This window comes from Methanolobus tindarius DSM 2278 (assembly GCF_000504205.1).
GTDB lineage: Archaea > Halobacteriota > Methanosarcinia > Methanosarcinales > Methanosarcinaceae > Methanolobus > Methanolobus tindarius.
Genome location: NZ_AZAJ01000001.1, coordinates 649,495 through 666,054 on the forward strand (window position 1 = coordinate 649,495; position 16,560 = coordinate 666,054).

Annotated in this window: 15 protein-coding genes; 3 read left to right on the forward strand and 12 right to left on the reverse strand. The window is 37.8% G+C overall.

Annotated elements, in window-relative coordinates:
* Window positions 1-21: 21 nt before the first annotated feature.
* Complete coding sequence (locus METTI_RS02975) at window positions 22-717, reverse strand: radical SAM protein (protein ID WP_023844332.1); 696 nt, start codon at window positions 715-717, stop codon at window positions 22-24.
* 301 nt (window positions 718-1,018) lie between these two features.
* Entirely contained in the window at window positions 1,019-3,193 is a 2,175-nt protein-coding gene (locus METTI_RS02980; protein ID WP_023844333.1) for an ATP-binding protein, read from the reverse strand.
* A 440-nt stretch (window positions 3,194-3,633) separates the two neighbouring features.
* On the opposite strand from METTI_RS02980, the gene METTI_RS02985 reads away from it, so the two are divergent.
* Entirely contained in the window at window positions 3,634-3,930 is a 297-nt protein-coding gene (locus tag METTI_RS02985) for a hypothetical protein (protein ID WP_048135088.1), read from the forward strand.
* A gap of 111 nt (window positions 3,931-4,041) precedes the next feature.
* On the opposite strand, the gene METTI_RS02990 is transcribed toward METTI_RS02985, so the two are convergent.
* The 7 genes from METTI_RS02990 to METTI_RS03020 form a co-directional block, all read right to left on the reverse strand.
* Entirely contained in the window at window positions 4,042-5,013 is a 972-nt protein-coding gene (locus tag METTI_RS02990; RefSeq protein WP_023844335.1) for a methanogenesis marker 2 protein, read from the reverse strand.
* Between the two features lie 75 nt (window positions 5,014-5,088).
* On the reverse strand, window positions 5,089-6,021 hold the full coding sequence (gene nifB, locus METTI_RS02995) for a nitrogenase cofactor biosynthesis protein NifB (protein ID WP_023844336.1): 933 nt from the start codon (window positions 6,019-6,021) through the stop codon (window positions 5,089-5,091).
* Between the two features lie 133 nt (window positions 6,022-6,154).
* A complete protein-coding gene (gene queD / locus METTI_RS03000; protein ID WP_091710002.1) occupies window positions 6,155-6,502 on the reverse strand; it encodes a 6-carboxytetrahydropterin synthase QueD in 348 nt (115 codons plus the stop codon).
* Window positions 6,499-7,194, reverse strand: a complete 696-nt coding sequence (locus METTI_RS03005; protein ID WP_245596069.1) for a 7-carboxy-7-deazaguanine synthase QueE — start codon at window positions 7,192-7,194, stop codon at window positions 6,499-6,501. Before METTI_RS03005 ends, queD begins: the two co-directional genes overlap by 4 nt.
* A gap of 20 nt (window positions 7,195-7,214) precedes the next feature.
* A complete protein-coding gene (locus tag METTI_RS03010; protein ID WP_023844339.1) occupies window positions 7,215-7,772 on the reverse strand; it encodes a DUF366 family protein in 558 nt (185 codons plus the stop codon).
* A gap of 34 nt (window positions 7,773-7,806) precedes the next feature.
* On the reverse strand, window positions 7,807-8,505 hold the full coding sequence (gene queC, locus METTI_RS03015) for a 7-cyano-7-deazaguanine synthase QueC (RefSeq protein ID WP_048135093.1): 699 nt from the start codon (window positions 8,503-8,505) through the stop codon (window positions 7,807-7,809).
* 271 nt (window positions 8,506-8,776) lie between these two features.
* Window positions 8,777-9,484: a PKD domain-containing protein gene (locus METTI_RS03020; protein WP_023844341.1), complete on the reverse strand. Its 708-nt coding sequence runs from the start codon at window positions 9,482-9,484 to the stop codon at window positions 8,777-8,779.
* A gap of 255 nt (window positions 9,485-9,739) precedes the next feature.
* Here METTI_RS03020 and METTI_RS03025 point away from each other — a divergent pair, with 255 nt between their 5' ends.
* Window positions 9,740-11,863 carry a thioredoxin domain-containing protein gene (locus METTI_RS03025; RefSeq protein ID WP_023844342.1) on the forward strand — a complete coding sequence of 708 codons (2,124 nt, stop codon included), beginning with the start codon at window positions 9,740-9,742 and terminating at the stop codon, window positions 11,861-11,863.
* Window positions 11,864-11,875: 12 nt separating this feature from the next.
* Window positions 11,876-13,231 carry a coenzyme F390 synthetase gene (gene ftsA / locus METTI_RS03030; RefSeq protein ID WP_023844343.1) on the forward strand — a complete coding sequence of 452 codons (1,356 nt, stop codon included), beginning with the start codon at window positions 11,876-11,878 and terminating at the stop codon, window positions 13,229-13,231.
* A gap of 20 nt (window positions 13,232-13,251) precedes the next feature.
* On the opposite strand, the gene METTI_RS03035 is transcribed toward ftsA, so the two are convergent.
* From METTI_RS03035 to METTI_RS15480, 3 genes are all read right to left on the reverse strand, one after another.
* On the reverse strand, window positions 13,252-13,671 hold the full coding sequence (locus METTI_RS03035; protein ID WP_048135097.1) for a hypothetical protein: 420 nt from the start codon (window positions 13,669-13,671) through the stop codon (window positions 13,252-13,254).
* Window positions 13,672-13,844: 173 nt separating this feature from the next.
* Complete coding sequence (locus METTI_RS03040; RefSeq protein WP_023844345.1) at window positions 13,845-14,543, reverse strand: RAD55 family ATPase; 699 nt, start codon at window positions 14,541-14,543, stop codon at window positions 13,845-13,847.
* A 206-nt stretch (window positions 14,544-14,749) separates the two neighbouring features.
* A complete protein-coding gene (locus METTI_RS15480) occupies window positions 14,750-16,405 on the reverse strand; it encodes a DUF835 domain-containing protein (RefSeq protein ID WP_023844346.1) in 1,656 nt (551 codons plus the stop codon).
* Window positions 16,406-16,560 lie beyond the last annotated feature (155 nt).

The window sequence follows — 16,560 nt, forward strand, 5'->3', positions numbered from 1 at the left end:
ATGAAAACAAAGTTTCAAAGCTTATTTTGTCAGCACCAGTTTTCCCCTTTCTCCTACAAGCCTTACCTGAGGAACCTTTTCAAGAACCATATTTCCAAGTTCTTTTAACTCATTCCATGAAGGTGTTGGTGAGTCATGACCCATAAATGAAAGATCAAAATCCGGGTTGCTCATGAATTGGTAGAGCATAACTTCAGAAGCCCCTTCAAGGTCAGGTAATATGCGAGGCATGTTTTCAGCATTCACATATTCAGGAATAACACGTATCCATACCCTGAGCCACTTCTGCTTTGCAATATTCATTGATTCACCAAGAAGCTTGAGGTATTTCTGTGTTCTCTCTTCAGACATTCCAGTAACTTCCATCACCGCCTTTACATCGTCACCTGGCGCTTTGATCTCAAGCACAAAACCATAAACAAAGGGAAGAGATTTTTCTAGTACATCGGGTTTCATGCCATTGGACTTCAGAATTACCTGTTTTCCCATCCCATGCAAGCCCTCTATTAAAGGCATCAGATCCTTCTGCAAAGTCGGCTCTGCACCCCCAAGATACACATTCTCAGTTGTAGACTTTTGAGCGTAATCCAGCACCTCATCTACAGTCCATTCTTTTACAGGCTGATGTATGTGAACGCAATAGGGACATTTCATATTACATCCTCCAAACTCAACCCTAATCTGTCCTTTTGCATCGGATAAATCAATTAATCTCATTCATAAGCACCTCACTCAATATCAATTTTAAAATAATCATCACTATCTATATTTTTATAACTAACAGTATTAATAGTTAAAGCTTAAAAGTATTTTAAAAGTTGGTTTGGGTATTTATAAATATATGAAGGAAAGCACTTAGAATATTAGTTTGATTCGATTTTACTGTAACAAAATTAATATTGATTTGATTCTGCAGGATAACTCTGATTTGAAATAAATTCCCAATTCAATAAATAGTGCTTATATACAAAAATATACATGTTAAATTGATGAATCATCTTACAGAATCAATAAAATTTTAACAATTCGCCTGTTTGATAGATTTTGAAACACAATTTATATTTCTATTACCATCAAATTCATTTTCCGGAATTGTAAATTTAAATGTACTACCCATTCCAACTTGACTATACACACTGATATCACCCCTTAAAATATCGATAAACTCTTTTACAAGAGCAAGCCCTAATCCGGCTCCTTCGTGCTTACGATCCAAAGTTTTTTCAAGTTGAATAAAAGGCTTAAAAAGTACTTTCATATTTTCTTCAGAAATACCAATTCCTGCATCTTTGACAATGAAGTGAAGATCTCTTTTATCATCCTGTTCTACATCTACAACTACTTCCCCACCATCCGGTGTGAACTTTATTGCATTGCTTATTAGATTGATTAGTATTGTTTTGATCTTCGATCTATCACCTATTATATTGTCAAAAGGGATACTTGTATTAAACATTATATTGATATTCTTTTTTGAAGCCATTGAACTTGTAATCTTTTGAATCTCTGATAGCAGAGGGGACAATGAAAATTCAGTTATTTCAAGTTCCATTTTTCCACTTTCTATTTCCGCTATGTGGTTTAATGAAGTTAGTAAATCAAACAGTTTTTTACTTGCAGATCTAATATACTGAACATATTTCAGTTGTTGTGAAGTTAGAGGTTGCCCTTTATTATCCATAAGTACTTCTGAAAATCCCATTACATGGCTCAGGGGAGTACGTAGTTCATGGTTTATAATTGAAAGAAATTCATTTTTTGTATTTGATGCATTCTCAAGTAACAATTTAGCTTCGACTGACATCTTTTCTATCATTTTGATTTTGGTGACATCACGAGCCATACCTACTATTTTTTCAATATTGCCATTGGAACTGTAGATTAAATGAGCATTTGCAGATACATAGATATCATCACCATCTTTTTTCTTTATTTTTACAATGTAATCTTTAATGCCTCCCGTAAGCTCTAAATTCTGAAGAATATCCAGTTTTCGTTCTGGATGCGCAAAAATATCAATAATAGATGTTCCTATTAGTTCTTCTGGCTCAAATCCAATATGATCCTTTATGGAAGGGCTGATGTTTAATATACTTCCATCCATTTTAATTTCAAAATAAACATCATGGATCTGCTCGAAAATCGTCTTGTATTTATGAGCAGTATCTTTAATCTCGTCGTCTTTCCTTTTATGCTCAAGCGCATTTGCAAAAACCTCTCCCATCATCCTGAGAACTCTTAGGAACTCATCTGTCCTGTTTATTACAGTTGAATAAAACAAGCATAGATTTCCAAGAATTCTGCCATGGTAGATCATTGGTACAACCAATAAGGACTTTGTATTTGTTTCCTGCAATAACTTTCTTTCAATAATAGCTTCAGAGGGGATATCATCAACAGAATTGATGCAGAAAGTTTCACCTTTTAATAACTCATTCAGCCACCAAGAATTATTCCCTACAGCGAAGTCATAGAAACACCGCACATCATGTTCATTTTCAACCGCACTCCAACTATGAGTCACATTTGCATACATGTGATCATCAGATAACATGAAAATTCCTGTTTTATCAGCACCTGTCAGTTCACCAATTGTTTTTAATGCTGTTTTTACTTCATCGTCTGTTTTTTCTGAATCCATATCTATAAAGCGTGTAGACATTTCAGATAATTGTTTCCTCATCTGAGCCATCAGATTTAACTGATATTCAACCCTTGTGCGAGCGATTATATTCTCCAAATGTGCAATTATTGTTTCTAGTACCATCTGTACAGGAAGTGGGATTTCCTCCTCAGAATGGGAAGAAACACTCATTATAGCTATGGTTTTACCTTTTGACCTTATAGGAAGGAACAATATAGTACCCTGATTTTCAGAGACACATGAACTATTTAATTCAAACTGGATTAAATCTGATTTTCTTCTTATCGCAGGATCGTCTGTCATTGCTTGTTTCATGACATGTGTTGGTTCTTTTAAGCCAAGAAGATGATTTTGAAATTCTTGAGAAAAACCCTTGCAGGTTATAAAGGTAAGTTCATCAGTCTCTGAATCTACAAAATGAACTGCTCCTGAATCAATTACTTCAAGCTGAAGAGCATGTTCAAGAATTATTTCTAAACTTTCATGAAGTTTATTTGTTGATTTTAAGGCCATTACCATATCATGTTGGATGCGTAAGTAATCAATCATATTTATTTCACCTGGAAACAAACTGGCACAATGTGTGTTTGTTATACATATATTAATTATGCACTATGAACAAGTATAGTCATGTCTAATATATTAACGTTATTCCCTATCAGTAGCAATGAACATATATGAAAATTGTGAAAATATTCTAATTATTAGTGATTGAACACAAATATTAGAAAAATAATTTGGATGATTAATACTAGAAACTATTTTCTTAACAAACCAAATACAATATTGTCATGCAAGGTTGATACTAGCACATCTGTAAATGAAGATGAGAGGGAACAAAATCGATCTCATTTCATATACATATCAACCTAACTTCAATTGTTTCAGAGAGAAGGCCGTAATACACATATAGAACTTTGATAAACCTGAAACACAGCGATTACTATTTATGTGTATTAGACCATCAAGGCAGAAAGACGGTGATCACATTGACAAGGAAACTTACTCTTGAAGATCTTGAAAGATCAAAAACAAAGAAGGAAAACAAACCTGAAGAACAGGATCTTACAGACCTTTATGACCTTCTCATACCACCTGGAACCCCTTCATACATTATCTATGACCTTGTAGAAGAATTCGACCTTGAACCTGTTGAAAGGAAGGTAAATATACAAATTGTGGACACTGATGAAAGGGAACTGATTGCTCTTAGAGGAAGTCTGGAAGTGGTAAGGGCTGCTGAGAAGTTCCTGCATGAAGAACTCCAGGCATGGATTGAGAGTTAAACTAATTAGAGTGCTCTCTTTTATATCCAATTTTTTGCATACATTTAGTGATTTAATCTTACTACCTTTTCAAAAAAAGATTCAGGAACAGGACAGCATTTTGTTGTCAATTTATATTCCTGTAATTCCACTGTCCTTAAAATCAAAGACCACAGCTTTACCGCTTTCATTGTAAATATCAATTACCTGACTGTCATTGATCTCACCAATCACAGCAGCCTTTAATCCTGATTTTTCAAAAACGTCAATACATTCGTCAGCATGCTCGGCTTTTGCTGTGACTACATAACCTGTTGCCGGATATATCTTAAGCCACTGCTCAAAATCAACATCCTCAGGACATGGAATCTTACTCAGATCAACTGAAGCACCCACCCTGCTAACTTCACAGAGCATTCCAAGTGTACCGATTGTTCCGGGGTTGCTAATATCTTTTCCAGCAGTTACCAGTTTCTTTTCCCCGATCTCCTGCATTACCATAAAACGCTCACGCACAACATCAGCATCCTTAAAAGAGGTGGTATCCCAGCTATATGAAGAGTTCTTTCCGACACGACCATCCATGTCATAGGCAACTATTACAAGATCTCCGGGCTTTGCACTGTCACTTCTGATAACACAGTCTTTCTTTGCAATTCCAATTATTGCAACAGCAAGGGAGTTGTAGGGAGTGTCAGGGTGCATATGACCGCCAACCATAGGAACTCCAAATTTACTGATACCATCACGAATTCCTTTCATGATTTCTTCTGTGGATTCAAGGTCACTGGAAGCCATCACATTTACCATTGCAAGAGGACGGCCACCCATTGCAGAAATATCATTCACGTTGACTATAACGGAAGTATAACCTGTCCACCAGGGACTCTTATTGACAATCCTGCCCCATATAGCATCGGCTGCAAACAGAATTACATCATCGGTTCCAATATCAATGATAGCTGCATCATCACCAAAATCGTCAATGACCTCGCCATACTCTGACCTGACAGTTTCAAATATACTTACGATATCTGCTATCGGTTTTTTTCTGGTGACACCTTCAAAGTTTCTTAAATTTGCCGCAAGCTCTTCGATATTCAAAAAAAACACCTATAATTAGTAGAATTAATAGAATAAAATGACGAAATAATATGAAAAGGTTTCAGTGAAAAGGACTTACTCCTTTCCACATGAACTCTTCTTTTTCATATCAACCTTAATAACATTCCTGCGTTCTTCACTCATCTGTGACATGTCCTGTCCGATAAGTCCGTATGCATCAGACCTGCACTGGCGACAATGCCTCATTTGCTGGACATAAGGTGCACACTTGTCCTGAACAGCCTTACATTCTGCCGGTGTTGGTGCTGTCTTGTCAGCAAACTTTGCCTGACAGATAAGTGGCATTACATTCATTATGAAGACACCAAGTTCATTGATCTTCTGCGCGAGCTCTACGATATGCTCATCGTTTATACCAGGAACAAGAACTGTGTTAATCTTAACAACAAGACCTGCTTCCACAGCCATCCTGATACCTTCAAGCTGGTTCTTAACCATTAGCTCACCAGCTTCAAGACCTTTGTAAACCTTTCCTTTATATGAAGCATGGCTGATCATCTGTGCCTCAATCTCAGGATCAATGGCATTCATTGTCACTGTCAAAGTGGTGACTCCGACTCTTAGAAGCTCAGGCATCTTATCAGGAAGATTCAATCCATTTGTACTCAGACAGAGAGTTACATCAGGGAATTCCTTCTTGATGAGTTCCAGTGTCTCAAAAGTCTCATCGTTTGCCAGTGGATCTCCTGGTCCTGCTACACCGACAACTTTGATGAACGGATAAGCTTCAAGTACCTGCTTTGTCTTTTCGAGTGCAGCCTGTGGACTTAGAACTTCACTGGTAACACCGGGTCTGCTCTCATTCACGCAGTCAAACTTACGATCACAATAATTACACTGAATATTGCATTTCGGAGCTACTGCAAGGTGAATACGGCCAAACTTGTGCTGGGCCTCTTTGGAATAACAAGGATGCTGTGCTATCATTCTCTTGACATCTTCATCCCTGGAAACTTCTATTTCGCAAACGTCTTTCTCATTTTCCATTTTTATAGCTCCTATGGTTTCTGAGCAGCTCCAATAAACACGGCTCAATTTAAGGGAAACTAGTAGATATACCTTTGTATAAACTTATGACAAATATCGATTAACAAAAGTACTCCGGATTCCCTCATTTTCCTTAAAATGCACTTACTTCACACCACTTACCATTGCCTTCCCACATCTTGACTGAAAGTGGAAAGTCAAGTCGGGATGACAGATTTGCATGAACATGCTCACACAGGTTCTCAACACTTGGGAATTCCAGTATGTCATTGAGAAGCACATGGTCGTATTCCTTTAGAACTTCTTTTATGACCTTCTTGATCTCATAGAAGTCCATGACCATTCCGGTCTCTTTCTTTTCACCTTCAATTACAATCTCTGTTTTGTAAGTGTGTCCGTGAACTATACCACATGTTTCATGCCCTGGCAAATAGTGGGCACTATCAATATAATCAACAATTCCAAGTCTCATTTTCATTATAAACAACCCCACATCTTATGTGTCTGAGGTATTATTCGTGTATCAATTTCATTAAGGGAGGATTCCTGTAATTTCAGCAGAAATCCGGGTTTTGGCTGCATTTCTTTCTGTGTCACAGGTTGCAGTATCAAACTGGAAATATACCCGGATATAGCTCCCACAACACCTTCAATATCGTCTGCGGATGTATCCTTTGTTACAACTATCTTGCAGAAACAATCCCTGTCTTTGGTGACTTTAAGAGTCCTGAAGCACTCAATTGTGCTTTCAAGATGCAGCTCAGGATCTTCCAACAACTCTGATGGCAGCAGCTTCACATCACCTGAAACATAGGACACTTTGTCCTTTACTTTTTTAGCCATACGTGGAAGTGTCATATTTGATTCCAGATACAACGGAGCTTTAGTTTCAAGCATGTTGATAAAATCTGCATTCATGAGTGGTTCTCCACCAGTTAAAGATACAGAGTGCAAACCGGAGTAAGAATTAACTATCGCACTGACCTTTTCAGGCGTCAATGGATTTTCAAGTTCCTGAAACTCATTTGAACCTGGCACAGCTTCAAACTTGCAGATTTTTGTAGCCTCAACAGGAGTATCACAATAATTGCATTTCAGGTTGCATCCGGTAAACCGGACAAAGGCCTGCCTGCATCCTACATAAGGACCTTCACCCTGTACCGAACAGAACACTTCACTAAGAGAAGTCTGAATTATATCACATCCAATGGTCTGGATTTTCTGAGATCCTTCTCAATATCGATAAATTCATTGTAATATCGTTTTGCTATTTTATCCATCACGTCTGCAACATCATCGCTTCCAAGTCCAAGGTCTTCAAAACTTCCATAGAAATCATGAACAACATTAATTCCAAAATGGATTTTCTGTGAAACCGCTGATGTGCTTGCAATTGACACTGTCAGTTTTTTATCATCTACAAAAAGATCATCACCTTGCCGGACAATATCGCTGCGATATTCGGAAAGAATCTCTTTAACCATTGCAGTGAACAGGCGCTGTCTTGCATAGATAAGTTTCAGGTCGGTTGAATCAAAATGCTCGATGATAAAATGAACCATGTCAGTAGAGAATATCATGTCTCCCTGTTTCTTGTCCTCAAGATCAATCATGTGCTCTATCTTAACATCACAGCCACCTCTGAAAGCTATGATGGAATCTTCCTGGATGTCTGCAAGATTGTAAGCCCATAGGGATGAAATCTGGCTTCCGTCATAATCTGTTTTCTTATCGAGAATTAAGCATTCCATAAATAACACCATATTACTCAAAGAACTGCAAATTTTATTCCTTGCCAAGCCTTACAAGCAGAGGGTCTTTGACACCTGCAGCTTCAAAAGCTCTTCTTCTACGGGTACAACTTTCACACTCTCCACAGGGAACATCAGCACCATGATAGCAGCTCCAGCTATACTCCAGAGGAGCTTTTAGCTCAATGGCCCTGGCAACTATCTCTTTTTTGTTCATTCCAATAAGTGGTGCAAGCACTTTAACATCATTCTGAGTGGAATATGAAAGTGAATCATCAATTGCAGAGATAAATTCCGGGGAATTATCAGGGAATGTGACAGCTTCCTCTTTATTAAAGCCTACAACAACATGCTCACAGTCCATGCTTTCAGCATATGCTGCTGCTATGTTTATGAGAATACCGTTTCTGTTTGGAACCCAGACAGCTTTGGCAGATTCAACTGTTATGGAAGGGTCAGCTTCATCGGATATTTCTTCCATACTGAGTTTTGGAACATCAGTATTTGTGTTCACAAGTGAAGTGTTGGTAATCTCCTGCATCCAGGTAATATCGAGAACACGATAATCCAGTCCAAAATGTTCACATACTTTAATGGAATTCTGTATCTCACGATCAACAGCACGCTGCCCGTAATTGAAAATAAGAGCCATTTTTATATCGGTCTTTTCAAGGACTGCCGCAACGGAAGTCACTGAATCAAGACCGCTACTTAACAAAGCAATTGCAGTAATAGGGATTCCTCCTTAAGAGTTATTTGATAATGAATAATACTAGAGTAATACTGAAGGATTGCTTAAAGAATACGAATATATAAATAACCATCGCTATAAGAAAGACAAATTAATAAGCAGATACAAAAATAGGAGAAAAACTACACCAGAAGAAGTACTGGCAAAAAGAAAACAATAAACAAAACAGTAATACCAGGAAAACAACAGTAATAAAAAATAAAATTAAAAAAATGTAGTTAAAAACGTAATTATACGGTTTTAATCAGTTAGTTTACTGCCTTCTGCTGAAGATGAAAGCCATTCCAATGATTGCTGCCATTGGGATCGCAATTGTCGGGAATTCCGGAACTTCCTGTGTTACAGGGTTGTTGCCTTTCTCTTCTTCTTCTTCGCCTGAACCTTCTTCACTAGTTTTCGAAGTCAGGTCGATATCCATTTCTCTTGAAGCATTCACTTCATCTTCATTAGATGCAGTCAAAGTAACTGTATAGATATTAGCGCTTTCATATTCATGCACAAAAGAACTATTATCTTTTGTTGTCAGATTGGTATTGTCCCCAAAGTCCCAGAACCATGAAGAAGCATTCTCTGACTTGTCAGTGAAAGTCACATTAAGACCATCAATTTCGTAGTCAAAATCTGCTACTACAATATCATCCTCTTCAACTACTTTAGTTGGGCTTTCACTTTCTTCTGTGCTGGAAGCTTTTGGTGAACTGACTCCTCCGCCACCGCCAAAGAACATGGTAGCTGAAGGTTCAGGAGCTTCTTCTTTTGTAGTGTTAGAACTTACTTCTACAGGCTCCTTTACACTTGCTTTCGGACTGTCCTGAACGACAGTTTCCTTGTCCCCAATCACCGGAGCAGGTGTTTCTTCAGGAGCTTCCTGTGCTGAACCCGCCTGATAATTAATTAGTCCCCCAAGCAATAGAACTGAAAGGAACATAATAACAACGGGCAAAAATAATCGTCTGTCCATAATCGTACCACCTTTTTTCATAATCTAAATTAATCGTTACTAATTAATCCATAAGTTAGAGTTCTATATAAATATTTGTGTACAGCCAAAAGTGATGCTCATAATGATATGTGGTTTTTATAAAGTAGAAATATGAATCATGCGAATTAATAGTAAAAATGAAAACAAAAGGAATGGATTTCAATACTGAATCAATTTTGTTAACCCTATAGGTACATATTATAGAATAAACAAATAACTACAGGGAGTAATAGAGTGAATAATAGCAACATGCATCAGGATGATAGACATAACAGACTCAAAAATGAAAAAAGTCCATATTTATTGCAACATTCCAGGAACCCTGTAGACTGGTTTCCATGGGGAGATGAAGCATTTAATAAGGCAAAAAAAGAAGGAAAACCAATATTTCTGTCAATTGGTTACTCTACATGTCACTGGTGTCATGTAATGGAAAAAGAATCCTTTGAAAACGATTCTGTTGCAGAACTTTTAAACAAGTCGTTCATTTCCATAAAGGTGGATCGTGAGGAACGACCTGATATAGATAACATATACATGGCAGTCTGTCAGGCAATTACCGGCAGAGGAGGATGGCCACTTACAATACTCATGACTCCGGACAAAAAGCCATTCTACGCTGCCACTTATATTCCAAGAGAAAGCAGATATGGCGTACCTGGAATGCTTGAGTTATTACCCGCAATATCCAGACTCTGGAAAAGCAGAAAGCATGAGCTTCTTGACAGTTCAGATGCTATAATAAATGCAGTTTCTGAGAATAACAGAGAAAGAAATGAAAATATTATTAATGTCAATAAGGAACTGCTCAGAAAAACATTCGATCAGCTTTACAGCATTTTTGATGAAGAATATGCAGGTTTTGGCAGGGCTCCTAAGTTTCCAACGTTGCACAATCTGACATTTCTGCTGCGTTATTGGAGACGAACAGGCAATGCAGTTGCATTGGAAATGGTTGAAAGGACACTGGAAGCAATGCGTATGGGTGGCATTTATGACCATATAGGCTATGGAATCCACAGGTATTCAACAGACAGGCACTGGCTACTGCCTCATTTTGAGAAGATGTTATATGACCAGGCCATGATGGTAATCACTCTTGCTGAAGCATATCAGGCAACTGCAAACCCGGAATATAAAAACACTGCAAAGGAGACACTGAGTTATCTGGAGAGGGATATGAGATCTTCAGAAGGAGCATTTTATTCTGCTGAAGACGCAGATAGTGAAGGTGTAGAAGGAAAATTCTATGTTTGGACAGCATCAGAAATAGAAGAAATACTGGGGAAAGAGCATGCTGAAATATTCATGAAAATCTTTAATGTCAAAAATGAAGGTAATTTTGCAGAAGAACATAGCAATAACCTGACAGGAAAGAATATTCTCCACACAACTGAAAGCATGCAGAACATTCGGATATGGAACGGAGAACACGGAGAATACATTTTAAAATCCATTGATAATTCAAAGAAGAAACTGTTCGCAGAACGTGAAAAAAGAATACATCCTTTAAAAGATGACAAAATTCTCACAGACTGGAACGGACTGAGCATTGCTGCATTCTGTAAAGCTGCGCAGGCATTTGATAATGAGGAATATTTAAAAACAGCCATAAAAGCTGCAAACTTCTTCATTGAAAAGATGACAGATACTGATGGAAAGATGAAGCACAGGTTCCGTGACGCTGAAGTTTCAATTGACGCATTCCTTGAAGATTATGCATTCTTTACATGGGGACTTATCGAACTTTACCAGACTAATTTTGATATAAAGTACCTTGAACATGCCCTTAAACTTACCGATTACCTGATTGCACATTTCCATGACACTGAAAAAGGTGGATTCTTCCATACATCTGATGAAGCTGAAGAAATGATATTCAGAAGTAAGGAAGTTTATGATGGGGCGATACCATCCGGAAACTCAGTAACTGCCATGAACTTGCTAAGACTTGCAAAAATAACAGGTAATCCTGAACTTGAGGAACTGGCAGACAAAACTCTCAGGGTTTTTGCGGAAAAAGTCAGTTCCGCGCCAGCCGGCCATACACAATTCATGTCAGCTGTGGATCTTGCACTTAATGGCTCAGTGGAAATTGTGATTGCCGGAGAAAAGGATGAAACCAATACCACAGAAATGCTGCGTTTCATTAATGAGAGATTTATTCCTGAAAAAGTGATGCTGGTTAAAGATGAGAGCGATTCTGAAAAAATAAGCAAGATTGCAGCATTTACCAGAGACATGGTAATGTCAGAAAACAAAACAACTGTGCACCTATGCCAGGATCAGAACTGCAAACTCCCTTCCAATGATATCGAAAAGATAAAAGAGCTGATAGAAGCACTGTCACATATCTAAGGAGTAATACACATGACAACAGGAAAGTTCTACAATCCGGAAATTGAAACCATGGAGAGACCAGAACTGGATTCTTTAATCGATGAGAGAATCAGATACACTGTAAATTATGCTGCTGAAAACTCATTGTTCTACAAAAAATGGTTCAGGGAGCATAAAATAAAGCCATCAGATATCAGGTCACATGAAGATCTGCTGGAACTTCCCATTATATCAGGAAAAACCATTCGTGAAAATCAGCCGCCTGTAACCGATGATTTTGGATTTAAAACTGTGGACTGGAAAGATGTGTTCACGATACATGAAACAAGCGGAACCAGTGGAACACCAAAATCATTCTTCCTGACATGGGATGACTGGGAAAGATATGCTGAAAAATATGCCAGGTGCTTTGTTTCCCAGGGATTCAGAGAACATGATCGTGTTATTGTTTGTGCTTCGTATGGGATGAATGTCGGTGCAAATACCATGACACTGGCAGCCAGGAATCTTGGCATGACAATGATCCCTGAAGGTAAATGCACATTTCCAGTCAGGGTTATGGAATCATACAAACCGACTTCCATTGTTGCCAGCACATTCAAGCTTTTACGTCTTGCAAAAAGGATGAAAGAAAACGGAATGAAACCTGATGAATCCAGCATTGAAAGACTCATCATTGGCGGGGAAAGCTTTGCGGAAGAAACCAGAAAATATGTTGCTGAAATCTGGAACTGCGATGTTTACAACAACTACGGAAGCACAGAAGGAACAATGTGTGGAGAATGCAGCGAAGTCAGCGGCTTACACGTCCCTGAAGACCTTGTGCATGTGGATGTTTACGACCCCGGAATGGATAAATTCGTAAAGGATGGAGAATGTGGCCGGCTTGTACTCACCACATTACTTCCCGTAGGAGCAAAGAGTGGGAACATCCTTCTCAATTATGATACCGAAGATACAACTGTCGTCCTTGACAGAGGTGAATGTGCATGTGGCAGAACACACATGAAAATAATGACTCCTGAAAGAGAAGCTGAAACTTTCTGGACAGCAGGAACACCATTTAATCGCGTGGACATCGAAAAAGGAGTATTCCAGAGAGAAAATATGGAATATCTTACGGGAGAGTTTGAAGCATTCCTTTACGGTGGAGATGACGAAGGAGAGACAACAATCAGAGTGAGCATGGAATGTAATGACCCACAAAGATGTAACAAGGAACTCATCAAGGAAAACTTCCTCAAATCATTCTTTGCCTATAAAAGGAATCTTGAAAATGCTTACATTGACGGCAGTCTGAACATTCTTTTCAACTATGAAAAACCAGGTGAGCTGGAATTCTACCGTATTAAAGGCAGACCAAAGCGTATTGTTGACAGAAGGTGAACAATCTCAATCATTATAAATCAGATAATAATGATTCCTTCCCACAGGATCAGGTAAAGAATAAATCCACCAAGCAAGGTCAATACCCAGAGTATCAGGGTTGGCTTCATTAGTTTCAGTGGTGAGACAGGCGATGGTATCTTTCCACTGAATGCCAGTTTGATGTATATTGAAAGGACAATAACAATTAAACCCAGTATATGATGAAGATACATCAGGGACGTAAAGAAGCCTGACATCATTATGCCAGACAAAGAGTACATGGAAGGCGCCATGAATACAATTACTGATATTACCTGTATTGCAATAGCAATAGTCATGAACTTACAGTGTTTATCATAAGGATCCCTGTATGCTTTTTTAACTGCAAAAAAGAGCAATATAATTATTGTTAACTGCAAAAGTAAATCCAGATAAATCATATTAAAATCTGTAAACATTTCCCATAGCCCCATTAGATAGTAAGATTAGTTTTAGCCTTAAAATATAAATATTTAGCTTAAAGCCGGATGAAGAGAGTCGGCACGAATATAATATTCAAATTGAGTTTTTAATTAAAAGATTCAATTAAAGAAGGATAAAATTAAGGATTGAATTGAAAAGACCAGGTAAATTAGAAATTACCTTTATAGACTTTCAATCCATTTTCTGATACAGCAAGAATCCATGGTTCCATACTGTGTGCTGTTGCACGCATTTTTCTCACTCTCATGTACCTGTTGGCAACATTGCCTTTAAGGTGCAGACCCAGTTCTATAATGCCATCTGCAAGATAGCCTTCCATACCTGTGGAAGGGTCAGACATATCTGACTTATTTTCTTCTTCCAGTATAAGAAAAGTTGTAAGTTTCTCACGCCTCAGGGTTTCAAGGAACTTGTACATCTTTTTCCTAAGATCATGTGCATCATTATCAAGAAGCGAGTAAAGTGCTCCAAGAGAATCAATAGCAATACAGGTACATTTATCGCCAATATGCTCCTTGAACTGGATAATATTTTCCTCGAGAATGTTCATTAAATCATCTGAAAATTCATCATACATTACCCGATAGTCGCTGAAATCAGATATATGCAGTTTATTTGATAATTTCATCCCCATACTTTCCATATTCAGAAGATGATTTTCTTTGCTTTGTTCGAAAGTTATATACAGACCATACTCATCCTGTTCTTCCAGATAATTAGATAACAACTGGAAAGTAAAACCTGATTTTAGTGTACCTGCCGAACCGGTAACCAGCACTACACTGTTTTTGGGTATATCTGTCTCAAAGACATCATTCAAACCATCTATGGTATCCACAAATCTCATACTACCCTCATTACTTCTATTTTTAATAAGAAGTAAATGATAATAGAGTAAAAATAATATATATCTTTAATGATAGTGACAAAAATAGAAGTAAGAAATCTAAATATAATATGTTTTTGACCCTTTTTTAATATGATAGAGGGATAACTTAATATAGATATTTGTCACTTAGCCGAAAAATATTAACAGTGCGGTCAAGATTTATGCTAACTTTTGTCCAGAGATGACGCATCTCCGGCTACTGGCCGCATCCATCTTTTAAGAAGATGGAATTCTTTCTTTTCAAGAATATCCGGATCTAGCTGAAGTACCATTCTTGAACTTGATGCCATGATAGTATCATTGGTCTGTTCCAGCAGTTTGACTACAGAAAGGAAATCATTGTCAAGTATAAGGTATTCCAGACCATCCATAAGAACTACACCATCTTCAACCTTATTTACAAAATCAGCTATAGTAGGATGAATCCTGAAAAGTTCAGTGGAATCTATTGACTGCTGGCCTGCTATTTTGTTCTTTGTCAGCCATACAATAGGAGTTTTTGCGATTCCGTACATGCTCCTTATCTTATCCGGGTTCATTCTGGTAATGCAAAGTCCGGGTTTTCCACTCTTAACAAGTTCGGAAAATGCGTTGTAACTCTGCCCCGGATTCTCTGATCCTGATAAGTAGATATAGCCGCTTTCAAGTTCAATATCTGCCTTATCAGAATCTTCTTCAATATCCTCGGTAAGTGGAGTAATAAAAAGTCCTCTAAGCCTTGAACGATCCTGAAGTGTTATTACAAGACCCTCTTTTCCACCGTCATCCGGAAGCAAAGAAGTTGAAACATTCATACGGACTTTTTCTTCATGTTTGGTATAGAACACCATTTCAAAATCATTTTTATCTGTGAATTCCAGCAAGTCTGAGTCATCTACAAATTCCCTGATTGGCCTGGCAATTATCTCACTTACCTCATAACCTAACAGATCTGCTGCATTTCGATTAGCGGTAACGACTCTTTTCTTACTGTCAAGTGCTAATATGGCAATTGGAGAGGCCTTTAAAAGATTATCCAGATATTCATTAGCCCTTTTTATTTTGGATTCTGCTTCTATTCTTTCAGTAATATCCTCACCGGAAACTAGCAGGCTGTTTATGCCCCCTTCAGAATCATGAAGTACTATATTAGTCCAGCTCATTATCCTTTTTTGCTTATTGCTGTTGAGGAAAGGAACCTCAAAATAACCTGTGCTTTCTGTTTGAGTCGAAAGTAGTTTCTCAAATCCTTTTCTTGCATTTTCCCTGAATAGTTCAGGAACATAATTCTCAAACCAGTCATTCCCAAGAATTTCATCTTCCCGGTAACCCAGTATTTCGCATCCTTTCCTGTTAATGACTTTAACAATACCATTCTCATCGAGAACAAAGAGCATTACTCCTGCAAGATCCAGATAGTTCTGTGCCTGATCCCGCTCGGATATCAGCTCATCATGCAGTTTTTTAATCCTGAGAAGTGAACCGACCCTGGTCTTAATCTCAAGACGATCCAGAGGTTTTGTAAGGAAATCATCTGCACCGGCATCAATACCCTTTATGCGGTCTTCCAGGCTTGATAGTGCAGTAACCATGATAATAGGAATGAAACGGGTCTTTTCAGAACCTTTGAGAATTTTACAGACCTCATAACCAGTAATATCCGGCATCATAAGATCAAGAAGGATAATATCAGGGTTATGAGCTTCTACCTTTTCAAGTGCCTCTATACCACCATATGCTGATATTATCTCATATTCATGCATGAGATAAGCATCCAATAGCTTGACGTTCATTGATTCATCGTCAACTATCAGCACTTTTCCCTTTTTATGCTCATCCATCCCGGTCACTCACAAAGCCAATTAACAATTATATTTTGAGTAAGAGAAATATATCCCAAAGTCACAACATAGTATAATATTTAAACTATTTAAATAAAACCCGGAACCCGTATAATTAAAGAATCATTATTCCTTGAAAATCCATATCATGAAAA

Coding starts and splice junctions, on each gene's coding strand:
- ftsA (WP_023844343.1), top strand. CDS start 11,876: ATGACAACAGGAAAGTTCTACAATCCGGAAATTGAAACCATGGAGAGA.
- nifB (WP_023844336.1), bottom strand. CDS start 6,021: ATGGAAAATGAGAAAGACGTTTGCGAAATAGAAGTTTCCAGGGATGAA.
- METTI_RS03010 (WP_023844339.1), bottom strand. CDS start 7,772: ATGGAATGCTTAATTCTCGATAAGAAAACAGATTATGACGGAAGCCAG.
- METTI_RS15480 (WP_023844346.1), bottom strand. CDS start 16,405: ATGGATGAGCATAAAAAGGGAAAAGTGCTGATAGTTGACGATGAATCA.
- METTI_RS03020 (WP_023844341.1), bottom strand. CDS start 9,484: ATGGACAGACGATTATTTTTGCCCGTTGTTATTATGTTCCTTTCAGTT.
- METTI_RS02980 (WP_023844333.1), bottom strand. CDS start 3,193: ATGATTGATTACTTACGCATCCAACATGATATGGTAATGGCCTTAAAA.
- METTI_RS03035 (WP_048135097.1), bottom strand. CDS start 13,671: ATGTTTACAGATTTTAATATGATTTATCTGGATTTACTTTTGCAGTTA.
- METTI_RS02975 (WP_023844332.1), bottom strand. CDS start 717: ATGAGATTAATTGATTTATCCGATGCAAAAGGACAGATTAGGGTTGAG.
- METTI_RS03040 (WP_023844345.1), bottom strand. CDS start 14,543: ATGAGATTTGTGGATACCATAGATGGTTTGAATGATGTCTTTGAGACA.